Here is a 21,552-nt window from a genome sequence, read left to right as displayed (position 1 = left end):
TACCTCACGAATAGATGCAGTCTCGGAGCGTGATTAGCCCCCGCCACAACTCTGTTTTTGGGGCCACCATCGCGACCCGGATAAATTGCTCGCCCGGGTTTTGCCCCGGATCACCTTGAGAAAGATATGCGCCCGGCAGAACCCGCACACCGGTCTCCTGCCATAGCTTCAAAGCGGTTTCCTCGCCGTTTTCGACCGGCAGCCACAGGAAAAACCCGGCCTCGGGCGGCATGTAGCCCTGCACACCGGCGAAAACTTCATCTGCGATTTTGTATTTTTCCTGATAAAGCGCGCGATTTTCGATGACATGCACTTCATCCGCCCAAACCTGCGCGGCAGCAGCCTGTAGCGGCAGCGGCAGCGGCGCACCTGCATAGTTCCGCAGCTGCTTGACCCGTTTGATGGTTTCGGGTCCGCCTGCAATCAGGCCAGAACGTAGTCCGGCCAAATTGGATCGCTTGGACAGCGAGTTGAACAATGTGATCCGTTCCGGGTCCGCCCCAAGTTCCTGTGCGACAGTCAGAACGCCTGTCGGCACCTCATCGCGGTAGATTTCCGAGTAACACTCGTCAGAGAAAATGCGAAAATCGTAGGTCTCGGCCAGTTGGATCAACTCAACCCAATAATCGCGCGAAGCGACCGCGCCCTGCGGATTCGCTGGTGAACAGATATAGGCCGCGACAGTTCGGTTCAGGGCGTCCTTGGGCAGTCCCGCATAATCCGGCAAGTGATCTGTAGCGGCGGTGGCGGGTACAAAAACCGGCTCGGCGCGAACCGACAGTGAGGCCACCATATAAACTTGATAGAACGGGTTCGGGCACAGAATGACAGGCTTTTCACCGTTCTTCTGTTCGGGACACAGCGCCATTGCCGCGTTGTACAGCCCTTCGCGGGTGCCATTCAGGGCCATCACGTTAGTGTCAGGGTCCAACGACACGCCATAACGGCGCTTGATCCAGCCGGTGATCGCCGATCGCAGCTCGGGCGAGCCCTCGTTAGGCGGATAGCCCTGAAACCCGGCCGCGTTTTCCATGATCACATCGGGCACCCATTTCGGGAAGTCGTGCATCGGAGCACCAATGGTCATGTGAATCACTTCGCCACCCGGCTGATGGTGATCCAACAGGGTGCGCAGACGCGGGAATGCATATTCCGGTAGGTTCGAAAACCGCTCGGGGAAATTCATAACTACTGCCTCAATACCGGGATCATTTTCGCCCCGTTTTTTAGGCAGATTACAGACCGCGCCCTGTTTCGTCCAGACAAAGAGACGGCGAATCAGGGGATTGTGGCATTCAGGCCAACGCCGCCTCGGCAGCCGATCCAAGCCGTAACAGAGCCTCTTCCGAGCCAGGATAGCCCATCATCATCAATCCGCAGCCCGGTGTTCCTGTGGGCAAAGTCAATGCCGCCAGACCCATCAGGTTGCCGATCCGCGTATTCCGCAGTGCCAGCAGGTTTTCGGTCACGTAGTACTCGTGATCCTTCATCAACCGGTCGAGATTCGGAGCCATGATGGGCGCAGTCGGGGCCAGAACCGCATCGAATCCGGCAGTCGCGGCGTCCCACGCCGCACGGCACGCTTTCAGCTTTGACCATGCCGCGATGTAGTCCGCTCCTGTGGCGTTTCGGCCTGCGCGAAAACGTTCCAGAATCTCGGGGTACATGGCATCGGGATTGGCTTCGATCACATCGCGCCACAGACCATAAGCTTCGGTGGTGTACAGAATGCCGGACAATGCCATTGCGTCCTCAAGCTCAGGCACTTCCAACGGCACGATCTCGGCCCCGGCCTCGCGCAACCGCTCCACGGCATCATCAAACGCGTTGCGCGGTGCTTCCCGCAGGTCGTCACGTGCCACGTTCTGCAGATTGGCAAAGCGGCGGCCCTTGAGGCTGGCACCACGCAAATCGGGCGGGCTGCTGCCCTCCAGCAAAGCCAGCATATGGGCTGCATCCTCGACGGAACGGGCCAGCGGGCCAACCGTATCGAACCGCAGACACAAGGGCACTGTTCCCTCGAGGCTCACGCGCCCTGCTGTGGTTTTCAACCCCACCAGATTATTCCAGGCGGACGGAATCCGAACCGACCCGCCGGTATCAGAGCCGATCCCGCAGGCCGCCAATCCCCAAGCCACCGAAGCGGCAGCACCGGAAGACGAGCCGCCAGACACGGAATCCTCATCGTCTACGCAAGGTGGCGTTCCGGTCACCGGGTTCAAACCCAACCCGGAAAAGGCCAGCTCGCTCATATGCGTCTTGCCCAAACAGACCGTCCCCATGGCCGTCGCGTTGCGCACAACGACGGCATCCATTTCGGGAACGCGCCCTTTCAACAGCGCTGATCCGGCCTCGGTCGCGGTGCCTGCCGTATCGAACAAGTCTTTCCAGCTGATCGGCACACCATCCAGCAACGAGCGGCGCAAACCCAGTTTTGCCCTCTCCTGCGCGGCCAGAGCTTCGGCCCGGGCCCGGTCATGGGTAACCCGGGCATAGATTCTTTCCAGATGCGGATGCGCGTCGATAGCGGCCAGATAGGTCTCGGTCAGCTCAACCGGATCAATCTGCCCCATGCCAATACCCCGGCCCAGATCACACGCCGTCATACTCAGCCAGTCCTGCATCCCCGCCCCCTTTAAAAAAAACCGCCTGGATGGACGGTAGCGACAGGACTGCACATGGACAATCCCGAAAGGGCGCGCATATTGCAGCCCATGGAACACAGCTCGGATATCCTGATCGTAGGCGGCGGCCTGAACGGCCCTGCCTTGGCATTAGCACTGGCACAAACGGGGCATTCCGTCACCGTGATCGACGCATTGGCGGAGAAAACACGCAAAAACGCGGCCTTTGATGGGCGCGCATATGCCTTGGCGCTGGCCTCGCAACGGTTATTGGATGCGATTGGTGTTTGGCATCGGGTGGCGGAACACGCCCAGCCGATGCTTGAGATCAAAGTGACCGATGGCCATGCAGGTGCCGGGCCATCGCCCTTTTTCATGCATTTTGACCATGCAGAGATCGAAGAAGGCCCGATGGGCTTTATGGTTGAAGACCGCCATCTGCGCCGCGCATTCCTTGATGCGATGGCCGAGGAAAAGGGCATCACGCGGATCAGTGGCAAGACCGTGATCGCGCAGGACACCGATGCGACCGGGGTCACAGTGACGCTGGATGACGGCTCACACGTGACCGGAGGCCTGCTTGTCGGATGCGACGGACGCCGCAGCGGTACAGCGGCACGCGCAGGGATCAAACGCTCTGGCTGGGATTACGGTCAGACAGCACTGGTCTGCGCCATCGAGCACGACCTGCCCCATCACGGGATCGCACATCAGTTCTTCATGCCGCCCGGCCCATTGGCGATCCTGCCGCTGACCGGCAATCGCAGCTCAATCGTCTGGAGCGAGCGCACCGAGATGGCGCAGCGTATCAACGCAATGTCCGAGGCGGATTACCTGCAGGTCCTACGCCCGCGTTTCGGTGATTTTCTGGGTGATATTCGCCTGCAGGGCGACCGGTTCACCTATCCGTTGAACCTGACCATAGCCAACTCTTTCATCGGCGAGCGGATGGCGCTGGTCGGAGACGCCGCCCACGGGATGCACCCTATTGCCGGACAAGGGTTGAACGCAGGCCTTCGCGACGTCGGTGCGCTGGCTGAAGTTCTGACGCTGGCCGGACGGCGCGGCGAGGATATCGGCTCGGTTCTGGTTCTGGAACGCTACCAAGAATGGCGGAGGTTCGATACTGCCGCGCTGGCCATGGCGACAGATGTGTTCAACAAGCTGTTTTCCAACGACAATCCCATCCTGCGCTTCGGGCGCGACATCGGGATGGAGATCGTCGGATCGCTTCCGGGCCTGCGTCGCGGTTTTGTGCGCGAAGCGGCCGGGTTGACCGGTGATCTGCCAAAACTTCTACAGGGTCGCGCGATTTAATCCAGCTCGCGCGCTTCATCCACCAACATCACCGGGATGCCGTTGCGGATCGGAAAGGCCAAACCGGCAGCCTTAGACACCAATTCCTGCTTTTCGGAGTCGTAGTGCAGCGTGGTGTGCGTCTGCGGACAGATCAGCGCCTCAAGCATGTGACGGTCAAAGGGGTGTTCGGCTTCGGTCATTGCAGTTTTTCCTCACTCGATCCGCCGCGCATGGCGAATTCGATCAGTGTCACCAGTGTCTCACGGCGCGTGCGAAGGCAAGGCGCCTCAAGCAGCGCTTGTTTTTCTTCGGGGTCGAAATCCAGCAGCATCGATAACGAGTTGACCAACAGCTCGTCATCCGCGTCTTTCAGCGTGTCCCAGTCCGTGGACAGCTGACGAGACGAAAAGAACCGCTCCAGCAGCATCAGGAAATTCGAGCGATTAAACCTGTCATCGTGTTCCGCCCTACCCAGATCACGGTCAAACCCGTCCCACGAGACGGAACAGCGGCGATATGGGGTAAACGCATCCAGTTCCGCCCGGATTCGAAAACGCGAAATCCCGGTCAGTGTGATCAGATAGCGGCCATCTTCGGTTTCGGAAAACTGCGTCACGCGACCCGCGCAACCAATCTGGTGCAGTTTGCCCTCATTGCTCTGGCACGGGTTCGGCTGCACCATGCCGATCAGACGCTCCTGCGTTTTCAGGGCGTCGTCCAGCATTTGAAGATAGCGCGGCTCAAAGATATGCAGCGGCAAGCGTGAGCGGGGCAGCAGCAGCGCCCCGGGCAATGGAAAAACGGATACCGTTTCCGGCAGATCAGCGGGATGCATCATGTACCCGAGTGTAGCTCTGATACGGATTTAGGCAAATATCATCGAGCTGAGTTTGCGTCGCCCGTTCAGAACAATCGGATCATTAGGCTTAAGCGCGTCGAAGATCGTGAAAAGCTGTGCCTTGGCGGCACCGTCATTCCATTCGCGATCACGGCGGAACAGTTCCAGCAATTGCGCAACCGCCTCTTCAACTTCGCCATTGGCATGCAACGCTTGTGCAAGGTCGAAACGCGCCTGATGATTGTCGGCGTCCGCATCGACCGCCGCTTTTAGTTCGCCCACCGGACCAGCGTCGGCGGCCTGTTTAGCCAGTTCAAGCTGGGCATGGGCCGCCTCAACCTCGGGCGAGGTCGAAATTTCAGCGGGTGCACCGTTCAGGATGGCTTCTGCTTGCTCCAGATCATCCGATGCGATGTGAGCGCGAACCAAACCGCCATAAGCCGCGGCGTGGTTCGGATCTTCACCCAGAATGGCCGCAAACGTCTGCGCGGCGTCGACGGCCGCCCCTTCGCTCAGCATCTCTTCGGCGGCCTGAACAGCGTCATCCAGTTGTCCACCAGGGGTTTCGCCGCCTGCGGCTTCAATCACACGGTCTACAAAGGCCTTGATCTCTGATCCCGGCACCGCGCCCTGGAAACCGTCAACCGGCTGGCCCTTGAAGAATGCATAGACGGTCGGAATCGACTGAACACGCATCTGCGAGGCGATCATCTGCGCCTCATCCACGTTAATCTTGACCATCTTTACCGTGCCTTTCGCGGCAGTCACGGCCTCTTCCAGCAACGGCCCGAGGGTTTTGCATGGGCCGCACCAGGGCGCCCAGAAATCCACGATCACGGGGGTTTCCTGCGAAGCTTCGACGACATCGGCCATAAAAGTGGCCTCAGATCCGTCTTTGATCAGATCGGTAGCATCAGGTCCGGCTGCGGCGTTCAGAAGGTCCATGGCATTCACTCTTTCGTTCGAATTTGGGCCCTATATGCAACCGCAAAGGGCAGAAACCAATAGTAGAGTTGCGCGATCAAAGGTCGAATGTCGCAAAGACCGGCGCGTGATCACTGGGTTTTTCCCACCCGCGCGCATCGCGCAGGATGCGGCTGGAGTGTCCCGCGTTCGAAATATCAGGCGTCGCCCAAACGTGATCCAACCGCCGCCCCTTGTCAGCAGCGTCCCAATCCCGCGCGCGATAGGACCACCAGCTATAGAGCTGCCCTTCGGGAATATCCTGACGTGTGATATCGACCCAACCGCCTGCATCCTGCGTTTCCGCAAGCTGCTCAACCTCGATCGGCGTATGCGAAACGACCTTGAGCAATTGCTTGTGCGACCAGACATCATCTTCGCGCGGAGCGATGTTCAGGTCACCGACCAGAATGGACTTTTCGGGCTTTTCGGCATGGAACCAGTCGCGCATGTCGGTGAGGTAATCGAGCTTTTGGCCGAACTTCTCATTCTTCTCGCGATCCGGAATATCACCGCCGGCAGGAACGTAGAAATTGTGAATTGTCACACCGTTTTCCAGCCGCGCGGCAATATGGCGGGCGTGGCCGAGACCTGCGAAATCCTTGTCACCAACCTCTTCCATCGGCAGCCGCGACAGAATGGCGACGCCGTTGTACCCCTTCTGACCGCGCGCAACCATGTGCGTATACCCAAGCTCGGCGAACCCTTCGGTCGGGATTTTCTCGACCGGCGACTTGCATTCCTGCAGGCACAATACGTCCGGGGCTTCTTCCTGCAGCAATTTCAGCACGATGGGCTCGCGCAGGCGGACCGAGTTAATGTTCCAGGTGGCAAGGGTAAAGGGCATGGGCAGGAATCCTCTGACGCGATTGGCGCAGACTAGCTTGGTGTGAAACCGGGTGCCACGGGAAAAATGTCGATCAGGTTTGTACACCAAGAGAAACGTGCTCGCGTGCCTCCACCTCGGGGAATCCTTTACATAATACACATATTTACTATCATGAATTTTTAGATATTCGATGCTATGGGAGGGGACACCCGTGAAGCCGATTGGGTCGAAGATGCTAGTTTTAGCGTGGATTTGCCTGTGCTCCGCACCCGCCTTCGCGCAATATTTTGGACACGAATACGAAGGCATTCAGGCTCCGATCCGGGAAGGCGAACAACCCGTGATCCCGCTTGATACGTAAAATCCGACCTACAACGCGTGGCGCACGCCCCTGCCAGGCTTTGACGGCACAGAGCGGGCAGATGGACCGATCGACTTGCAACGGTTCTATGGGCAAGGCTTCATGCAGATACCAACGTTTCTGCACCAACCGATTGCTTTAACGCCAGCAGACCTTGCCGCAGGTGAGGTCGATGTCGCCATCATGGGTGCCTTTACAGACATGGGTGGTGGAATGCGCGGCGCATCTCACGGACCAAACGCTGTCAGAGCGTCCTCCATGTATCTGGGTTATGGCGCACGGCAACCGCATATGCACGTGATGGTGGACCCGCTTCAGGACATGACCGTTGTCGATTACGGCAATGCCCCGAACGACATGATGAGCACGGAACGCACCATCCACGCGGTCCGGTCCTTTGTTCGCCAGGTCGCCGAGGTCCAGCATGAAGACGGCACCCGTGTCATTCCGTTTATCGTCGGCGACGACCATTCTCTGATGTATTCGGATGTTGCCGCGCTGGTGGATGTGTACGGCAAGGGGAACGTTGGCGTGGTCCATTTCGATGCGCATTACGATGCAGGCAGATACGGGCCTGGTCACCTGATCAACCACGGTATGCCCGTTTATCGCCTGATCGAGGAAGGATTGGTTCCCGGCAAGAACTTCATTCAGGTTGCGTTGCGCGGATATTACCCGGACGAACGCGCATTTGAATGGATGCGTGAGAACGGATTTCGATATCACACAATGGCCGAGATCGAAGATCGTGGTAAGGACGCAGTGATGGAAGATGCCATTGCCGAGGCCAAAGACGGCCCGGAATACATCTTTGTCTCCTTCGATATCGATACGCTTGATCCTGCTTTTGTTCCCGGCACCGGAACACCCGAGTCCGGCGGATTGATGCCGCGCGAGGCGTTCCATATCCTGCGCCGTCTCTGCGCCGAAACCAATCTGGTGGGCTTTGAACTGGTCGAACTGTCCCCGCACATGGACCCGACATATGTTTCCGCGCTGAACGCCAATCGGCTGCTGCGAGAGTGCCTGACCGGTGCCGCCATGAACAAGCTCGGGATAACCGAGCCCGATTATCGCAGCCCGTTGACTGTCACGCATGGTCAAAACGACAATTAAGCTGCGGGTTTGTTCCACTCTGGCGCTTGCCCTGCTCGGCTCGCCAAGCTTTGCCGAGCCTTTGCACGTATCCTGGACCGACCTGCAGGAAGGGCGCCCCCAAAGCTGTTCGGCAGTCCTTGAGACCTATCTTTCCAATCCAAATTGCACCGGAAAGGACGTGTCGGACCGTATGCTGTCGATGCAACTTGCCGAGTGCACGCCGGGAAACTCGGACCTTGATGGCGTTACCGTCCGCATTGCGGGCTACGCCCACCCCGTGGAATTCGAATTCAGGAACGTCCGGCGCTTTCTGCTGATTCCCCCGATGCGTCAGGATTGCCGGCATCCGCCTCCCCCGCTTCCGGATCAGGTCATCACGGTCGAATACGCAGAAGGGATCGACATAACGGCAGACCCTGTATGGATCACGGGTCGTTTACAGATTCGGCCCAACGGGAACGAAATTGCGCCGTCAGCCTATAGAATCAAAGCTGTGAACGTCACGACAGCCACGATTCCGGATGTAACGACCTCAAAATGAGTGCCATAGATCTGTTCGGATTTACGCCCGTGATTTCAGGGCGTAGCACTTGATTACATATCAAAAAAAGCCGGGCCATAAGGCCCGGCAGTCCAACAGGGAGGTGCATGTCTTAACCCGGACATGCGCGGGTTGGGAGTAATCTAATTACACATCCAGAGTATCACTTTGACCCATGTCAATCCAGTCAGGGTTACGACACCAAGCGATATCCACCCGATTCTGTGACCAAAAGGCGCGCGTTCGAGGGATCGGGCTCGATCTTCTGGCGCAGTCGATAAATGTGGGTTTCCAGCGTGTGCGTAGTGACACCAGCGTTATAGCCCCAGACCTCGTGCAGCAGAACGTCGCGGGCAACCACACCATCGGCCGAACGATACAGGAACTTGAGAATGTTCGTTTCTTTCTCAGTCAGACGGATTTTCCGATCTTCTTCGGTGATCAGCATCTTCATGGCGGGCTTGAAGGTATACGGGCCCAGAACGAATACCGCGTCCTCGGACTGTTCGTGCTGGCGCAGCTGCGCGCGAATGCGGGCCAGAAGCACCGGGAATTTGAACGGTTTCGAGACGTAATCATTGGCGCCGGCATCCAGGCCCAGAATGGTGTCCGCGTCGCTGTCATGGCCGGTCAGCATCAGAATCGGGCTTTTGACACCTTGTTTACGCATCAGGCGGCACAGCTCTCGCCCATCGGTGTCCGGCAGGCCAACGTCCAGAATAACCAAGTCATAGATCGCCTCGCGTGCGCGCTCCATGGCAGATTGCCCATCCGCTGCTTCGAACACGTCGAAATCCTCGGTCATCACAAGTTGCTCACTGAGCGCCTCGCGCAGGTCTTCATCGTCATCCACCAGCAGGATTTTCTTGAGCTGAGCCATGTCCGGTCCTCCTAAGCCTTTTCCACCATTTGCGTGCGGAAGATGCAATCAACAAGATTTACTGCAATGGTCTCACGCCCTCGTGTCTAACGCAGAGGAATTGTTTCACATTTCCCCCTGATCAGGTTACAGGAAGGCTGGAACGTTACAGGGTAACTGAATGAGTTTTGTCCCCGATATCTCGGAATTGCTGGCACGCGCCCGCGCCGATCTGCGCATGGGCGTTCCGGTTGTTCTGACAGATGACAGCGGATTCAGCGTATTGGCGATTGCGTCGGAAACGCTGAGCGCGCAACGGCTTGCAGATTTGCGGAGCCTGGATGGCCAGCCGGTTGTTGCCATAACCGTTCGACGGGCAGAAACTCTGAAGGCGCGGGCCTATGATGGCGATCTGGCGCGCGTGATCATTCCATCAGACACCGATATCACCTGGGTTCAGGCTGTGGCCGATCCGTCCGATGACCTGAAAACCCCGATGAAAGGCCCCTTGATGTCGGAGCGGCAGGGCGGTGCGAACCTGCACCGTATTGCCATCGCACTGACCAAGTCCGCTCGGTTGCTGCCCGCGGCTGTCGTGGTTCCTATTGAGGATGGGCGCAACTTTGCTGCAACCCACGGCCTGACCTGCATCGACCATACCCGCGCCGCGCCGCATCTGGCCGACCGCAGCGCTTTGCACGAAATCGCGGCAGCACGTTTGCCAATGGAGGTGTCTGAGGCGGGCCGCCTGCATGTTTTTCGCCCCGAAGATGGCGGTGAAGAGCATTACGCGGTGGAAATCGGGCGTCCGGACCGCAACAAACCGGTGTTGGCACGTTTGCATTCCGCCTGCTTCACCGGCGATTTGATGGGAAGCCTGAAATGCGACTGCGGCCCGCAATTGCGCGGCGCGCTGGCTCAGATGGGGGCCGAAGGCTCTGGCGTATTGCTGTATCTCAATCAGGAAGGGCGCGGCATTGGCCTTGCCAACAAGATGCGTGCCTATTTCCTGCAGGATCAGGGGTTTGATACGGTCGAGGCCAATCACCGGCTGGGTTTCGAAGACGATGAGCGCGACTTCCGGCTGGGGTCGGACATTCTGAAGGAATTGGGTTTCAACTCGGTACGGTTGCTGACCAATAACCCGGCGAAGATCGCGATGATGGAAAAGACGGGAATCGCCGTGACCGAGCGTGTACCGCTCAAGGTGGGTGAAACGGCCCATAATCGCGGATATTTGGCAACCAAGGCGGCAAAATCAGGCCACCTGCTGTGACGCCTGACGATCTTGTTCTGACACCACGCGGCGTCCGGTTTGCAGGGCGAGTGTTCCCCTGTTCGATTGGCAAAGGCGGGTTGACCGACAGCAAGCGCGAAGGCGACGGAGCAACGCCAACCGGGGTGCATCACGTCGTCGGCATGCTGTATCGGCCGGACAGGCTTGCGGCGCCTACCTCGTGGGCAATTCCTATAGGTCCAGGCGACTTTTGGTCGGATGACAGCGGCGACTGCCAATACAATCAAATGGTCAGCGCGCCTTATGCACACAGCCACGAAAAACTGCGACGCTCTGACCCGCTATACGATCTTGTGCTGATCACCGACTGGAATTGGCCAAACGCTGTACCGGGCCACGGGTCGGCGATTTTCCTGCACCAATGGCGGCGTCCGGGTCACCCGACCGAAGGCTGCGTCGCGTTTCGCCGCGACCACCTGCATTGGATTGCCCGTAGAATAGCCCCCGGAACGCGCCTGATTATCCCTCGGGCTTGACCCGTTCGCCAAAGATCGCAGACCCAACGCGCACATGCGTGGCACCTAACGCTATCGCCTGTTCAAAATCACTGCTCATCCCCATCGACAAGCCCTGCAATCCATTGCGTTCGGCAATCTTGGCCAGCAACGCAAAATGCAGCGAAGGTTCTTCATCAATCGGCGGGATCGCCATCAGCCCCTGAATCGGCAGGTCCAGCGCCCGGCATTCGGCGATGAAAGCGTCCGCATCGCTGGGAATGACACCGGCTTTTTGCTCTTCTTCCCCAGTGTTAACCTGAATGAACAGTTCCGGGCAGTGACCGACTTCCTGCGCGAGTCTCGCCAGCGTCTTGGCCAGCTTGGGCCGATCCACCGAGTGAATTGCGCTGAACAACTCCATTGCCTGCCGGGCTTTGTTGGTCTGCAAGGGCCCGATCAGGTGCAGATCGATGCCAGAGAATTTCTCCATGAAGTCTGGCCATTTTCCGGCCGCCTCCTGAACCCGATTTTCGCCGAAACACCGGTGCCCTTGTTCCAGCACATCCTGAACCCGCTCATTCGGCTGAACCTTTGAGACCGCGATCAGTTTCGTCGACCCCTCTGGCCGTCCGGCGGTGGATTCGGCTTTGGCGATGCGGGCGGTAATGTCGTGCAGCGACATGGGTTTCCTCTCTCTGCTTTGGGCGCAGAAAAACACCAAGTCGGCACAAAAGAAAAGGGCAGGTCCGAAGACCTGCCCTTAAACTTTGCGGTATAGATCAACTTAGAAGTTGAACTGAGCACCAAAGTCAGCACGGATACGGCCGTCTGCGTCGCCGCGCTTCTCGTTGCCGATACCACCGCGCAGCGATGCACCGCCGCCCAGGTCGTAGATCGCGCCGATACCATACTCTTGCTGGTCGTCGTCCGCCGAACCGTCGCCGTAAGCGAAGGTCAGAGTGGTTGCCGCGCCGATGTTGTAGGCTGCCGACAGACCGTATGCGGTGCCGTTGCGAGCGTCGTTTACAACGTCATCGTCTGCAACAAACAGGGTACCCGAGAAGTCACCCCATTCACCACCCAGGGTCAGAACGGTCAGCGACTGCTTTTCGCTGCTGCTGTTCACGTTCGCCTTGGTCTGACCGTAGGCCAGTGCAGCGGTGATGTTGTTGAAGGAATAGGTCGCGCTGATGTCCCAGCGGTCTGCATCCTGCGGAACACCATCAAGTGCGACGGTCGCCTGGTCATAGGACGCGCCGAAGGCGAAGTCGCCAACTGCGTACTGGAAGAACACAGCGTTCGAACCGCTACCGGTCGAGGTGTAGCTCAGGAAGTCGTAGTCAACGCCCGAGTACTGGCCGATGAAGCTTTCCAGGCCCGGCTCGTTACCGTAGTAGTTTGCCAGGTTGTCGAACGAACCAGCAACGTTGCCGGCGTCAACACGCAGACCACCGTAGATGACCGAGAAACGTGCGCCGTTCAGGCCAGCGCGGTTCTGCTCGCCGTTGTCGGCGTTTTCGTCAGCCTGCAGACGAACACGAGCCGAGAACTCAACGCCGCCATCGGTTTCTGCAACACCGTCGATGTTCAGACGGAAGCGCGAGACCAGGATGGTGTTGTCGGTGTCGACGTCTGCTTCTGCGTCTGCGTCAGCCACGCCGTTGTTGCCGCGGACAACTTGACCTTCGGTTGGGCTGCCAGCAGTTGTGTCAACGGTGAAGTTCGGAACGTCGCCCGAACGGTCTTCTTGGTAACCAATACCAAAACGGCCGTAGCCGCTGAAGCGAACGTCGGCTGCTGCAACACTTGCGGTTGCGATCAGCGCGGTCGTTGCGAAGAGAACTTTTTTCATCTTGTTTCCCTCGGTTTCAAAGTTTTTCTACTCGACATATGCCTCAGCACATGTCTCAGCACGGGAACCGTTTCGCTCTTTTTGCCCCCTTCACGCAAGCTCGGCTTAAAAGTGAACTACGCATTGGCCACAAATTGGTGCAAGGATGCCACAGTCGGATTTCAGGGCCGATCTGCGCACCACTCCGCACATATGTAATAAGAATAGGGTTGTTGCTGAACTGGACCTTGTCTAGGAGTAACACCTAACAAAGTAGACCAAGTTAAACAGGACCAGTCGACAATGCGCCTGCAGACGATTTTCGGTTTGATCATAGTGACTGCTGCCGTGTCGGCCTGCGGACAGAATCGGGGTGCTGCTCCGAATCCGGATTTGCTTAACACAGACAGCACTCGCACAGCGGAACGCGAACTGAACGATCCGAATCGCACAACCATCTGGGATGTGTTCGACCGCGGCAATGCCGAGCAGATCGTTAATGTGAACCGGTACTTATGGGCTGCGTCACTGGATGTACTGAACTTTCTGCCTGTGCAGGAAGTCGACCCGTTTACCGGCGTTATCGTAACCGGTTACGGAACACCGCCGGGTGGCGGGCGGCAGTATCGCGCGACCGTTCACATCAGTGACCCGGCGCTGGCCGCACGGTCCTTGTCGGTTGCACTGCAGACCAGCGGAGGCGCTCCGGTGAGTGCCGCGACGACGCGGGCGGTCGAGGATGCGATCCTGAATCGCGCACGTCAGTTGCGCATTGCGGACAACAAGCTCTAGCCACCCGCCGAAAATCACAATATTACCACGCCGGGTTCATGCCCGGCGTTTTCATTTACGAAGGACCGCACCATGTCGCGCTACTCGGCCACCGAAATCGAAGCAAAATGGCAGGAAGCCTGGGACAAGGCCGGGATCTTCACCGCCCAGCACAAGGCGGATAAGCCGAAATACTACGTGCTTGAGATGTTCCCCTACCCGTCTGGCCGAATCCATATGGGGCATGTGCGCAACTATACGATGGGTGACGTGATTGCGCGTCATAAACTGGCAACCGGGCACAATGTGCTGCACCCGATGGGTTGGGATGCGTTCGGAATGCCTGCGGAAAACGCCGCTATGGCCATCGGCGGCCACCCGAAGGACTGGACCTATAGCAATATCGCCGACATGCGCGGCCAGATGAAGCCTCTGGGCCTGTCGATCGACTGGTCCCGAGAGTTCGCTACCTGCGACCCGGAATATTATGGTCAACAGCAGGCCTTGTTCCTGGATATGCTCGATGCTGGGCTGGTTTACCGCAAAAACGCCGTAGTGAACTGGGACCCGGTCGACATGACCGTTCTGGCCAATGAACAAGTGGAAAACGGCCGCGGCTGGCGCTCGGGTGCATTGGTCGAACGGCGCGAGCTGACTCAGTGGTTCTTCAAGATTTCGGACTATTCCGAGGAATTGCTCGACGCACTGGATACGCTGGACAACTGGCCTGCCAAAGTGCGCCTGATGCAGGAAAACTGGATCGGAAAGTCGCGAGGCCTGCAGTTCGGGTTCGAACGCACCGATGGCGAAGAGCCAATCACCGTCTACACGACCCGGCCCGATACGCTGCTGGGTGCCTCTTTTGTCGGGATCTCGCCGGATCATCCGATTGCTAAGCAGCTTGAGGCAGAAAGCCCCGAAGTTGCCGAGTTCGTTGCGGAATGCCGCAAGGGCGGGACAACGGAAGAAGCCATCGAGACTGCCGAGAAACTGGGCTATGACACTGGTATCCGCGTCAAGCACCCCCTGGACCCGAATTGGGAACTGCCGGTCTGGATCGCGAACTTTATCCTGATGGACTATGGTACAGGCGCGATCTTTGCCTGCCCGGCGCATGACCAGCGCGACCTGGATTTCTGCCGCAAATACGGCCTGCCGGTTGTCGACACATTCTTTGCGCTGGATGACGATACTCCGGTCGACAAGATCGCCTTTGTACCGCCCAAAACCGAGAAAGTCCGCTGGGTGAACCATTTCGCGGGGCTGACCGAAGCTACGGGTGACGAAGCAATCAACGCCACAGTCGGCTTCGCGGAAAAAGCCGGTTGGGGCGAAGGCGTCACAAAATACCGCCTGCGCGACTGGGGGTTGTCCCGTCAGCGCTATTGGGGCTGCCCGATTCCGGTTGTGCATTGCGAAAAATGCGGCACGGTGCCCGAGAAGAAAGAGAATCTGCCGATCGAACTGCCCTATGACGATGGCAACGGCAAACCCATAGACTTTTCGATCCCGGGTAACCCGCTGGACCGCCATCCGAATTGGCGTGATACGCCGTGCCCGTCGTGCGGTGCGCCCGCCAAGCGCGAAACCGATACGATGGACACCTTCGTCGATTCGTCCTGGTATTTCGCCCGTTTCACCGCCCCGCACGCTGAAACCCCCACCGATCTGGCCGAAGCCGAGTACTGGATGAATGTCGACCAGTATATCGGCGGTATCGAACACGCGATTCTGCACCTGCTCTATTCCCGTTTCTTTGCACGGGCGATGAACATCACCGGGCATCTGCCGAAAAAGGCTATCGAGCCATTCAATGCACTGTTCACCCAAGGCATGGTGACGCATGAGATTTACCAGACCCGGGACTCCAATGGTCGCCCGGTCTATCACCTGCCGGAAAACGTTACTGACGGAAAACTGGCCGACGGCACCGAGGTTGAGATCATCCCCTCGGCCAAGATGTCGAAATCCAAAAAGAACGTGGTCGACCCGGTCAGCATTATCTCGGCTTTCGGTGCGGACACGGCCCGCTGGTTCGTGCTGTCCGATTCGCCGCCCGAACGGGACGTGGAATGGACGGCTTCGGGGGCCGAGGCTGCTTTCAAGCACCTCAGCCGTATGCATCGCATCGTCTCGGAAATCGCCGAATCCAATGTGCCTGCGAATGCCGAGGACGAAACGCTGCTGCGCGAGATGCATAAAGCTATTCATGACGTGACCGGCGGTGTGGAATCCTTTGGCTTCAATGCCTCGATCGCCAAGCTTTACGCTTTCACCAACACACTGGCCAAATCCAAGGCCGGCACCGCAGCCAAGCGCGACGCCGCCAAAACGCTGGCACAGCTGATGTCGCCGATGACCCCGCACCTGTCCGAAGAGCTTTGGCAGCTGCTGGGTGGCGAAGGGCTTGTGGCCACTGCGCCATGGCCGGTTGCCGATCCGGCGATGCTGATCGACGATACCGTCACACTGCCGATCCAGATCAACGGCAAGCGCCGCGCGGAAATCAGCGTGGCCAAGGATCTGGACAAGGCAGAGGTTGAAAAAATCGCGCTCAGCACCGAAGCTGTGCAAAAGGCGCTGGATGGCAATGCGCCCAAGAAAGTGATCGTAGTACCGGGCCGGATTGTTAATGTCGTCGTTTGATCGCAGAACCTTGTTGCTGATGCCGCTGGCGCTTGCCGCCTGTGGCTTTGAGCCGGTCTACGCACCGGGCGGGGCCGGATCGGCCCTGTACGGAAAGGTTGCCGTTTCCGCGCCGAATTCAGTCACTAGCTATCTTCTGATTGAGAATTTGGAACAAAGGCTCGGTCGCAGCGCGACATCCGGCAACGAATACAATCTGGACGTTTCGGTGCGGACAAGAAGAGTTTCTGCGGCGATCACGACCACCAACGAAACCAACCGCTATACGATCAATGGCACTGCGAACTATTCGCTCAGGTCCAACGCAACGGGCCAGATTGTTGCCTCGGGCACTGTGACGGACTTTGTCGGGTATTCGGCAGCCGGTTCGACAGTTTCGACACTGGCGGATGAGCGGGATGCAAACCAACGCCTCATGGTGATTCTGTCCGATCAGATCATCAACCGCCTCTACGCCACTCCGGGCTTGTCCGCATGAAGCTGAGCCCGCGCGAGGCCGAGGGGTATTTCTCCAGACCCGATGCGAACAAGACCGGGCTGCTGATTTATGGTGCCGATGCGATGCGGGTAGCGTTGAAGCGTCAGCAGGTGCTCTCTGCGCTTTTGGGCGCAAATGCCGAAGAAGAGATGCGACTGACGCGGATGCCGGGTGGCGATCTTCGCGGTGATCCCGCCTTGTTGCTGGATGCCGTCAAGGCCGTGGGGTTCTTTCCCGGCCCCCGCGCCGTGTTTGTCGAAGACACAACTGACACCGCCGCCCCTGCGGTCATCGCCGCACTGGAAGACTGGGTGCCCGGAGATGCACAGATCATTGTCACTGCCGGGCAGTTGAAAGCCAGCTCGAAAATCCGCAAGGCTTTCGAGGCGCATCCATCGACCTATGCCGTCGGTATCTACGACGATCCGCCCTCGCGGGCCGAGGTCGAACGGATTCTCTCCGAAGCCGGTTTGAAGAACATCCCACGTGATTCGATGTCGGCAATTACTGAATTGGCGACCGGCATCAGCCCCGGGGATTTTGCACAGACGATTGAAAAACTGTCACTTTATAAGCGCGGAGACAGTTCTGAGCTGACCATCGAAGACATCGAAGCGTGCGCGCCACGCTCGACCGAGGCCGCCCTGGACGATGTACTGAACGTGGTCGCCGAAGGCCGCGCAGGCGAGATCGGCCCGTTGATCCGGCGTCTACAATCGCAGGGCACCAACGCCGTGAGCCTGTGTATCGGCGCGACCCGGCATTTCCGAACGCTTTACGCCTGCGCATCCGACCCCGGTGGTGCCGCGCAAGGGATCGGCAAGTTGCGACCGCCGGTCTACGGAAAACGCCGTGACCGCATATTGCGGCAGGCCCAAGGCTGGGGCGCGCCTAAACTGCAAACCGCATTGACGGTGCTTACGGACACGGACCTGTCGTTACGTTCGGCTGGCCAAACTGCGCCCGCTATGGCGCTGGTCGAGCGGGCCATGATCCGCCTGGCGATGCTGGCGAAGACCCGCTAACTGGCGCGATCAAGCCAACATGCCGCCGCGCGCCCGGCCCAGCGCCCGGTCGCCAGACAGGCCGTCAGCAGGTATCCCCCAGTTGGAGCCTCCCAATCCAGCATCTCGCCTGCGCAATATACTCCGGGAATCGCGGTCAGCATCAGCCCGTCATCAAGTGCTGCGCGCGGAACACCACCGGCGGTGGAAATGGCCTCGTCCATCGGACGCAGACCCGCATGAACAATTGGCAAACGCTTGATCGCACTCACTTCTTGCGACTGGGATACGCCACTGCGCTTGACCATCTCATAAAACAAGGCGACTTTCTGCGGCGACAGATGCAATGACTTCTTGAGCCATTGTGACAGCGTCATTTTCGACTTTTTCGACGAAAAGCGGCTTTTCAGAGTATCTGAATCCAGGTCGGGCACCAGATCGACAAACAATGGCAAAACTTCACGCAGGGCGGGGGTCAGAGAGTACAACCCGCCGCCTTCCAGCCCGTTCGCAGACAGTGCTGCCTCACCTCGGCTTTCCAAATCCCCGGCCATCCAGCGCACCGATTTCAGCGCGGCGCCGAAATGGGGCTGCATATGTGGGCTCCAATCAACGGAAATCGCCGAATTCGCAGGCGCGAATGGGGTGAGTGAAACGCCCTTGGCCTGCAACAAAGGTGCCCAAGCTCCGTCAGAGCCCAAGCGGGACCAGCTTGCCCCGCCCAGCGCGAGTACAGTCGCATCCGCCTTGATGCATTGCTGGCTGTCGGGTGTATCGAATATCAGCGCGGTGCCATCCCAGCCGACCCACCGCCAACGGGTTTGGACCTGCACGCCGGCCTCTGCGAGCCGGGCCAGCCACGCGCGCAGCAGAGGGGAGGCTTTCATTGACGTTGGAAACACGCGCCCTGTCGAGCCGGTAAACAACTCTTGCCCCAGCCTCCGCGCCCATCTCTGCACATCTGAGGCATCAAACTCAGCGATCACTGGGCGCAGCCAATCAGCAGCCTCTCCGTAAGATTCTAGCAGGGTTTCGAATGTTTCGTCCTTGGTCAGGTTCAGCCCCGACTTTCCCGCCATCAGAAATTTGCGGGCAATCGATGGTTTGGCTTCGGCCAAAACAACATCATGCCCGGCATTGGCAAGCTCCTCGGCCGCCATCAGGCCTGCGGGTCCTCCGCCGATCACCACTGCCTGTGCCATCCCTGCCCTCTTGCCTTTCGCGCCACCTGACGCAACTTTACCTTCGTCATGACGAACAGCGATCCGATCTGCCCGCTATGCGACCGCCCGATCCTTGATGGGGGCGGCAGCCTGCACCATCTGATCCCAAAACTCAAAGGGGGCAAGGGCGGACCCACAGTGTTGTTGCATCAGATCTGCCACAAAGAGGTCCACGCAACCCTCACCGAAGCCGAATTGGCCCGCGACTTTCACACGATTGAGGCCCTTCGCAGCCATCCCAGATTGGAGAAGTTCCTGAACTGGGTTCGCAAACGCCCGCCTGGATTTCGTTCGAAGGTCCCGGGCAAGCGACGTGGCCGCTGATCAGCCAGGGTTCACCGGGTCGCCGAAAGCATCTCGTGTTGGCGCCGAAAGGTCCTGAAACTCCAATCCCCGATAGTCGGGCACTTTGGCAAATAGGGCACCCGCGATGTGCTGGAATTCCAGCGTCGTATAGGGGCGCTTCCAGAGCCATTCCCGGTTTTCAACGGCCCAGAGGTCCGGGTTCGGCAACGCGTCATCTGTGAAGGCATAAAAGTGAAGGTCAAAACCGTATTGACCGACATCTTGAATCGACAGCAGGCGCATGCCTTGCGCGCGGCAAAACTCATCTTCGGCAACGATGTCACCGGTTCTGAGGGTTATCTGGCCGACACGGGCCTGAGCAAACGGCGCGGCTGGATCGGCCCCGTTTTCGGGTCGGTTGCCTTCGAAGTCATGCTGAAGAAGTTCGATAACGAACCCTTCGGGGTCTGACAGATGGCACATGTAGCCGATGTCGAGAAACTGCTTGGGCTCCGAAACCTCGACGCCTTTTTCTCGCAAAAACGCGGCGGCAAGATCAACATCGGGCAGAGTGATGCCGATCTTCCAGTATCGTTGCCCTCTGTCGTGGGTGTACCCACCACCGCCGGGCATCAGCAACAGATCGGCATCCTGCCCGTCATAGCCAACGCGCAGGCTTACGCCCTGCACTTGCGCCGACATTCCCAAAACGTCGACATAGAACCTGGCCAGACGTTCAGGATCGGCGACGCGCAACCGCAAGCCAGAGAGCCTCATCGGCACAACTCGGCGATACCGGCGGCGATTTCGGGATCGGCGGCGATGCTGTCAGCAACCAGTTCGCGCGCTGCCGGCATCAGGGCCTCTGGCGCAACGATACGGTCCACTAGCCCAAATGCATAAGCCTCATCCGCTGTGATTTTCTGTCCGGCCATCAGGATCATTTTGGTGCGCGATGGCCCGATCAGCGCCGCCATGCGGACCGGGTCCGAAGGTTGCGGCAGAAAGCCCAGCTTCATCACCGGGTAAAAGAACTTGGCCGTCGGAACCGCAATCCGAACATCGCAGGCCAGTACCATGCCATTCGCGCCCCCTGCCAGAGTACCGTTCAACGCCGCTACGGTCAGGCATGGAAGGGCAGCAATCGCGCCGGACAGACGTTCCCACACATCGGACGTGGCAAGCCCCGTGTGCGCTTCGGCCAGATCAGCACCGGCACTGAACACCTTGCCCGCGCCGGTCAGGATCAGGGCGCGGGCCTCGGTCGCGTCTTCGGCGATCTCGGCCAGCTCGGTCAACATCGCCCCGGTCAGCGCATTGGCTTTGTCGGGGTTGTTCAGAGTGACGATCCACAGGTCGTCCTCTTTTTTCAGGTCAATCACGTCAGTCCAACCCTTTGTCGAATGTCTTCGCGCCGCAGTGAGATTTCGGTGCCCAGAAATTCATCCGCGTCCGGGGTGCACATCCACAGCAGCGCCTTCGCCGGCCAATCGGCGGGGATGTGGTCGCTCCAATCCAACTGGCTAACCGCGTTAATGCCGCTGGCCTTGATCACTTTCTGCATCTCTGTGGCCACGGTTCCCGGTGACAGGCCCATCGCGCGAATGCCATGCATCGATTCCTCAAGATGCAGACATTCGGTCATCATTTTTGCGCCAGCTTTCGACGCGCAATAATGGCTCCACGCCTCGACCGGGTTCGAGGCCGCGCCCGACGAAACGGTCAGCACCGTTCCACCGCCAGCCGCACGCATGATAGGCAGGACGGCACGCATTCCGTAAAAGACTCCCTTGAGGTTTATGTCGATTGCCTTGCTCCAGGCTGCAACATCGGCGTTGGACAGGTGAAAGATCGGATCAATGACACCTGCATTTCCGATCAGGACGTCCAAACCGCCGAACCGATCGACGCAATCCGCGACGGCCTGTTCCACCTGCGCAAAATCACTGACGTCGCATTCCAGCGCGATTGCGTTGCCTCCCAACGCGGCGGCCAATGCGTCGATCTGATCGCGACTGCGGGCGACCAGCGCAACGTTTGCACCCGCTGCGGCAAATACGCGCCCTGCCTCGGCTCCGATGCCCCGGCTGGCCCCAGTTATCAGTACAGTTTTCCCCTGCATTTGGTTCCTCTACCTCCATCGGTTTGAAATTGTGTGAATCTCTACC

The 21,552-nt window shown here is 58.8% G+C and carries 23 protein-coding genes; 10 read left to right on the top strand and 13 right to left on the bottom strand.

Features of this window, described 5'->3' with window-relative positions:
• Nucleotides 1–4 precede the first annotated feature (4 nt).
• Nucleotides 5–1,186, bottom strand: a complete 1,182-nt coding sequence (locus MHN28_RS13415) for an aminotransferase class I/II-fold pyridoxal phosphate-dependent enzyme (protein WP_239340849.1) — start codon at nt 1,184–1,186, stop codon at nt 5–7.
• 109 nt (nt 1,187–1,295) lie between these two features.
• A complete protein-coding gene (locus MHN28_RS13410) occupies nt 1,296–2,624 on the bottom strand; it encodes an amidase (protein WP_239340842.1) in 1,329 nt (442 codons plus the stop codon).
• A 54-nt stretch (nt 2,625–2,678) separates the two neighbouring features.
• Between MHN28_RS13410 and MHN28_RS13405 the strand changes: the two genes are divergently transcribed.
• Nucleotides 2,679–3,941: an FAD-dependent monooxygenase gene (locus tag MHN28_RS13405; protein WP_239340840.1), complete on the top strand. Its 1,263-nt coding sequence runs from the start codon at nt 2,679–2,681 to the stop codon at nt 3,939–3,941.
• Here the strand turns inward: MHN28_RS13405 and MHN28_RS13400 are convergent.
• From MHN28_RS13400 to MHN28_RS13385, 4 genes are all read right to left on the bottom strand, one after another.
• Nucleotides 3,938–4,123 carry a Trm112 family protein gene (locus MHN28_RS13400; protein ID WP_239340838.1) on the bottom strand — a complete coding sequence of 62 codons (186 nt, stop codon included), beginning with the start codon at nt 4,121–4,123 and terminating at the stop codon, nt 3,938–3,940. The genes MHN28_RS13405 and MHN28_RS13400 overlap by 4 nt on opposite strands.
• On the bottom strand, nt 4,120–4,761 hold the full coding sequence (locus MHN28_RS13395; protein WP_239340823.1) for an LON peptidase substrate-binding domain-containing protein: 642 nt from the start codon (nt 4,759–4,761) through the stop codon (nt 4,120–4,122). Before MHN28_RS13395 ends, MHN28_RS13400 begins: the two co-directional genes overlap by 4 nt.
• A gap of 27 nt (nt 4,762–4,788) precedes the next feature.
• Nucleotides 4,789–5,706, bottom strand: a complete 918-nt coding sequence (gene trxA / locus MHN28_RS13390) for a thioredoxin (RefSeq protein ID WP_239340821.1) — start codon at nt 5,704–5,706, stop codon at nt 4,789–4,791.
• Between the two features lie 76 nt (nt 5,707–5,782).
• Nucleotides 5,783–6,571: an exodeoxyribonuclease III gene (locus tag MHN28_RS13385; RefSeq protein WP_239340819.1), complete on the bottom strand. Its 789-nt coding sequence runs from the start codon at nt 6,569–6,571 to the stop codon at nt 5,783–5,785.
• Between the two features lie 445 nt (nt 6,572–7,016).
• On the opposite strand from MHN28_RS13385, the gene MHN28_RS13380 reads away from it, so the two are divergent.
• Together MHN28_RS13380 and MHN28_RS13375 are read left to right on the top strand one after the other, a co-directional pair.
• Complete coding sequence (locus MHN28_RS13380) at nt 7,017–8,030, top strand: agmatinase family protein (RefSeq protein WP_239340809.1); 1,014 nt, start codon at nt 7,017–7,019, stop codon at nt 8,028–8,030.
• Entirely contained in the window at nt 8,011–8,553 is a 543-nt protein-coding gene (locus MHN28_RS13375; RefSeq protein ID WP_239340807.1) for a DUF3299 domain-containing protein, read from the top strand. Before MHN28_RS13380 ends, MHN28_RS13375 begins: the two co-directional genes overlap by 20 nt.
• A gap of 193 nt (nt 8,554–8,746) precedes the next feature.
• Here MHN28_RS13375 and MHN28_RS13370 read toward each other — a convergent pair whose 3' ends face one another.
• Nucleotides 8,747–9,433: a response regulator transcription factor gene (locus tag MHN28_RS13370; RefSeq protein ID WP_058272567.1), complete on the bottom strand. Its 687-nt coding sequence runs from the start codon at nt 9,431–9,433 to the stop codon at nt 8,747–8,749.
• A gap of 160 nt (nt 9,434–9,593) precedes the next feature.
• Here MHN28_RS13370 and ribA point away from each other — a divergent pair, with 160 nt between their 5' ends.
• Both ribA and MHN28_RS13360 read left to right on the top strand, forming a co-directional pair.
• Nucleotides 9,594–10,688 carry a GTP cyclohydrolase II gene (gene ribA / locus MHN28_RS13365; protein WP_239340798.1) on the top strand — a complete coding sequence of 365 codons (1,095 nt, stop codon included), beginning with the start codon at nt 9,594–9,596 and terminating at the stop codon, nt 10,686–10,688.
• Nucleotides 10,685–11,185 (top strand): L,D-transpeptidase family protein, encoded by a 501-nt coding sequence (locus MHN28_RS13360; protein ID WP_239340796.1) that lies wholly within the window; start codon nt 10,685–10,687, stop codon nt 11,183–11,185. Before ribA ends, MHN28_RS13360 begins: the two co-directional genes overlap by 4 nt.
• On the opposite strand, the gene MHN28_RS13355 is transcribed toward MHN28_RS13360, so the two are convergent.
• Both MHN28_RS13355 and MHN28_RS13350 read right to left on the bottom strand, forming a co-directional pair.
• Nucleotides 11,169–11,828 (bottom strand): YggS family pyridoxal phosphate-dependent enzyme, encoded by a 660-nt coding sequence (locus MHN28_RS13355; protein WP_239340783.1) that lies wholly within the window; start codon nt 11,826–11,828, stop codon nt 11,169–11,171. The two genes, MHN28_RS13360 and MHN28_RS13355, sit on opposite strands and share 17 nt — an antisense overlap.
• A 102-nt stretch (nt 11,829–11,930) precedes the next feature.
• Nucleotides 11,931–12,998, bottom strand: coding sequence for a porin (locus tag MHN28_RS13350; RefSeq protein WP_239340772.1), 1,068 nt, complete (start codon nt 12,996–12,998; stop codon nt 11,931–11,933).
• Nucleotides 12,999–13,280: 282 nt separating this feature from the next.
• On the opposite strand from MHN28_RS13350, the gene MHN28_RS13345 reads away from it, so the two are divergent.
• The 4 genes from MHN28_RS13345 (at nt 13,281) to holA (ending at nt 17,897) form a co-directional block, all read left to right on the top strand.
• Entirely contained in the window at nt 13,281–13,769 is a 489-nt protein-coding gene (locus MHN28_RS13345; protein ID WP_239340761.1) for a DUF3576 domain-containing protein, read from the top strand.
• A gap of 72 nt (nt 13,770–13,841) precedes the next feature.
• Nucleotides 13,842–16,394 carry a leucine--tRNA ligase gene (leuS, locus tag MHN28_RS13340; protein WP_239340758.1) on the top strand — a complete coding sequence of 851 codons (2,553 nt, stop codon included), beginning with the start codon at nt 13,842–13,844 and terminating at the stop codon, nt 16,392–16,394.
• Nucleotides 16,381–16,872 carry an LPS assembly lipoprotein LptE gene (gene lptE / locus MHN28_RS13335; RefSeq protein ID WP_239340756.1) on the top strand — a complete coding sequence of 164 codons (492 nt, stop codon included), beginning with the start codon at nt 16,381–16,383 and terminating at the stop codon, nt 16,870–16,872. The genes leuS and lptE overlap by 14 nt, the downstream gene beginning before the upstream one ends.
• Entirely contained in the window at nt 16,869–17,897 is a 1,029-nt protein-coding gene (holA, locus tag MHN28_RS13330) for a DNA polymerase III subunit delta (RefSeq protein WP_239340753.1), read from the top strand. Before lptE ends, holA begins: the two co-directional genes overlap by 4 nt.
• Here the strand turns inward: holA and MHN28_RS13325 are convergent.
• Nucleotides 17,894–19,078 (bottom strand): TIGR03862 family flavoprotein, encoded by a 1,185-nt coding sequence (locus MHN28_RS13325; protein ID WP_239340750.1) that lies wholly within the window; start codon nt 19,076–19,078, stop codon nt 17,894–17,896. The genes holA and MHN28_RS13325 overlap by 4 nt on opposite strands.
• Before the next feature lie 48 nt (nt 19,079–19,126).
• On the opposite strand from MHN28_RS13325, the gene MHN28_RS13320 reads away from it, so the two are divergent.
• Complete coding sequence (locus MHN28_RS13320; protein WP_239340747.1) at nt 19,127–19,423, top strand: HNH endonuclease; 297 nt, start codon at nt 19,127–19,129, stop codon at nt 19,421–19,423.
• On the opposite strand, the gene MHN28_RS13315 is transcribed toward MHN28_RS13320, so the two are convergent.
• The 3 genes from MHN28_RS13315 to MHN28_RS13305 are packed head-to-tail and all read right to left on the bottom strand — an operon-like array spanning nt 19,424 to nt 21,506.
• Nucleotides 19,424–20,161, bottom strand: a complete 738-nt coding sequence (locus MHN28_RS13315) for a VOC family protein (protein ID WP_239340745.1) — start codon at nt 20,159–20,161, stop codon at nt 19,424–19,426.
• A complete protein-coding gene (locus MHN28_RS13310; protein ID WP_239340733.1) occupies nt 20,158–20,766 on the bottom strand; it encodes an enoyl-CoA hydratase/isomerase family protein in 609 nt (202 codons plus the stop codon). The genes MHN28_RS13315 and MHN28_RS13310 overlap by 4 nt, the downstream gene beginning before the upstream one ends.
• Nucleotides 20,763–21,506 carry an SDR family oxidoreductase gene (locus MHN28_RS13305; RefSeq protein WP_239340731.1) on the bottom strand — a complete coding sequence of 248 codons (744 nt, stop codon included), beginning with the start codon at nt 21,504–21,506 and terminating at the stop codon, nt 20,763–20,765. Before MHN28_RS13305 ends, MHN28_RS13310 begins: the two co-directional genes overlap by 4 nt.
• Between the last annotated feature and the right edge of the window lie 46 nt (nt 21,507–21,552).

The organism is Ruegeria sp. Ofav3-42, from assembly GCF_022347725.1.
Lineage (GTDB): Bacteria > Pseudomonadota > Alphaproteobacteria > Rhodobacterales > Rhodobacteraceae > Ruegeria.
The sequence above is the reverse complement of the archived record's forward strand: the minus strand, read 5'-3'. Positions and strand labels throughout refer to the sequence as shown.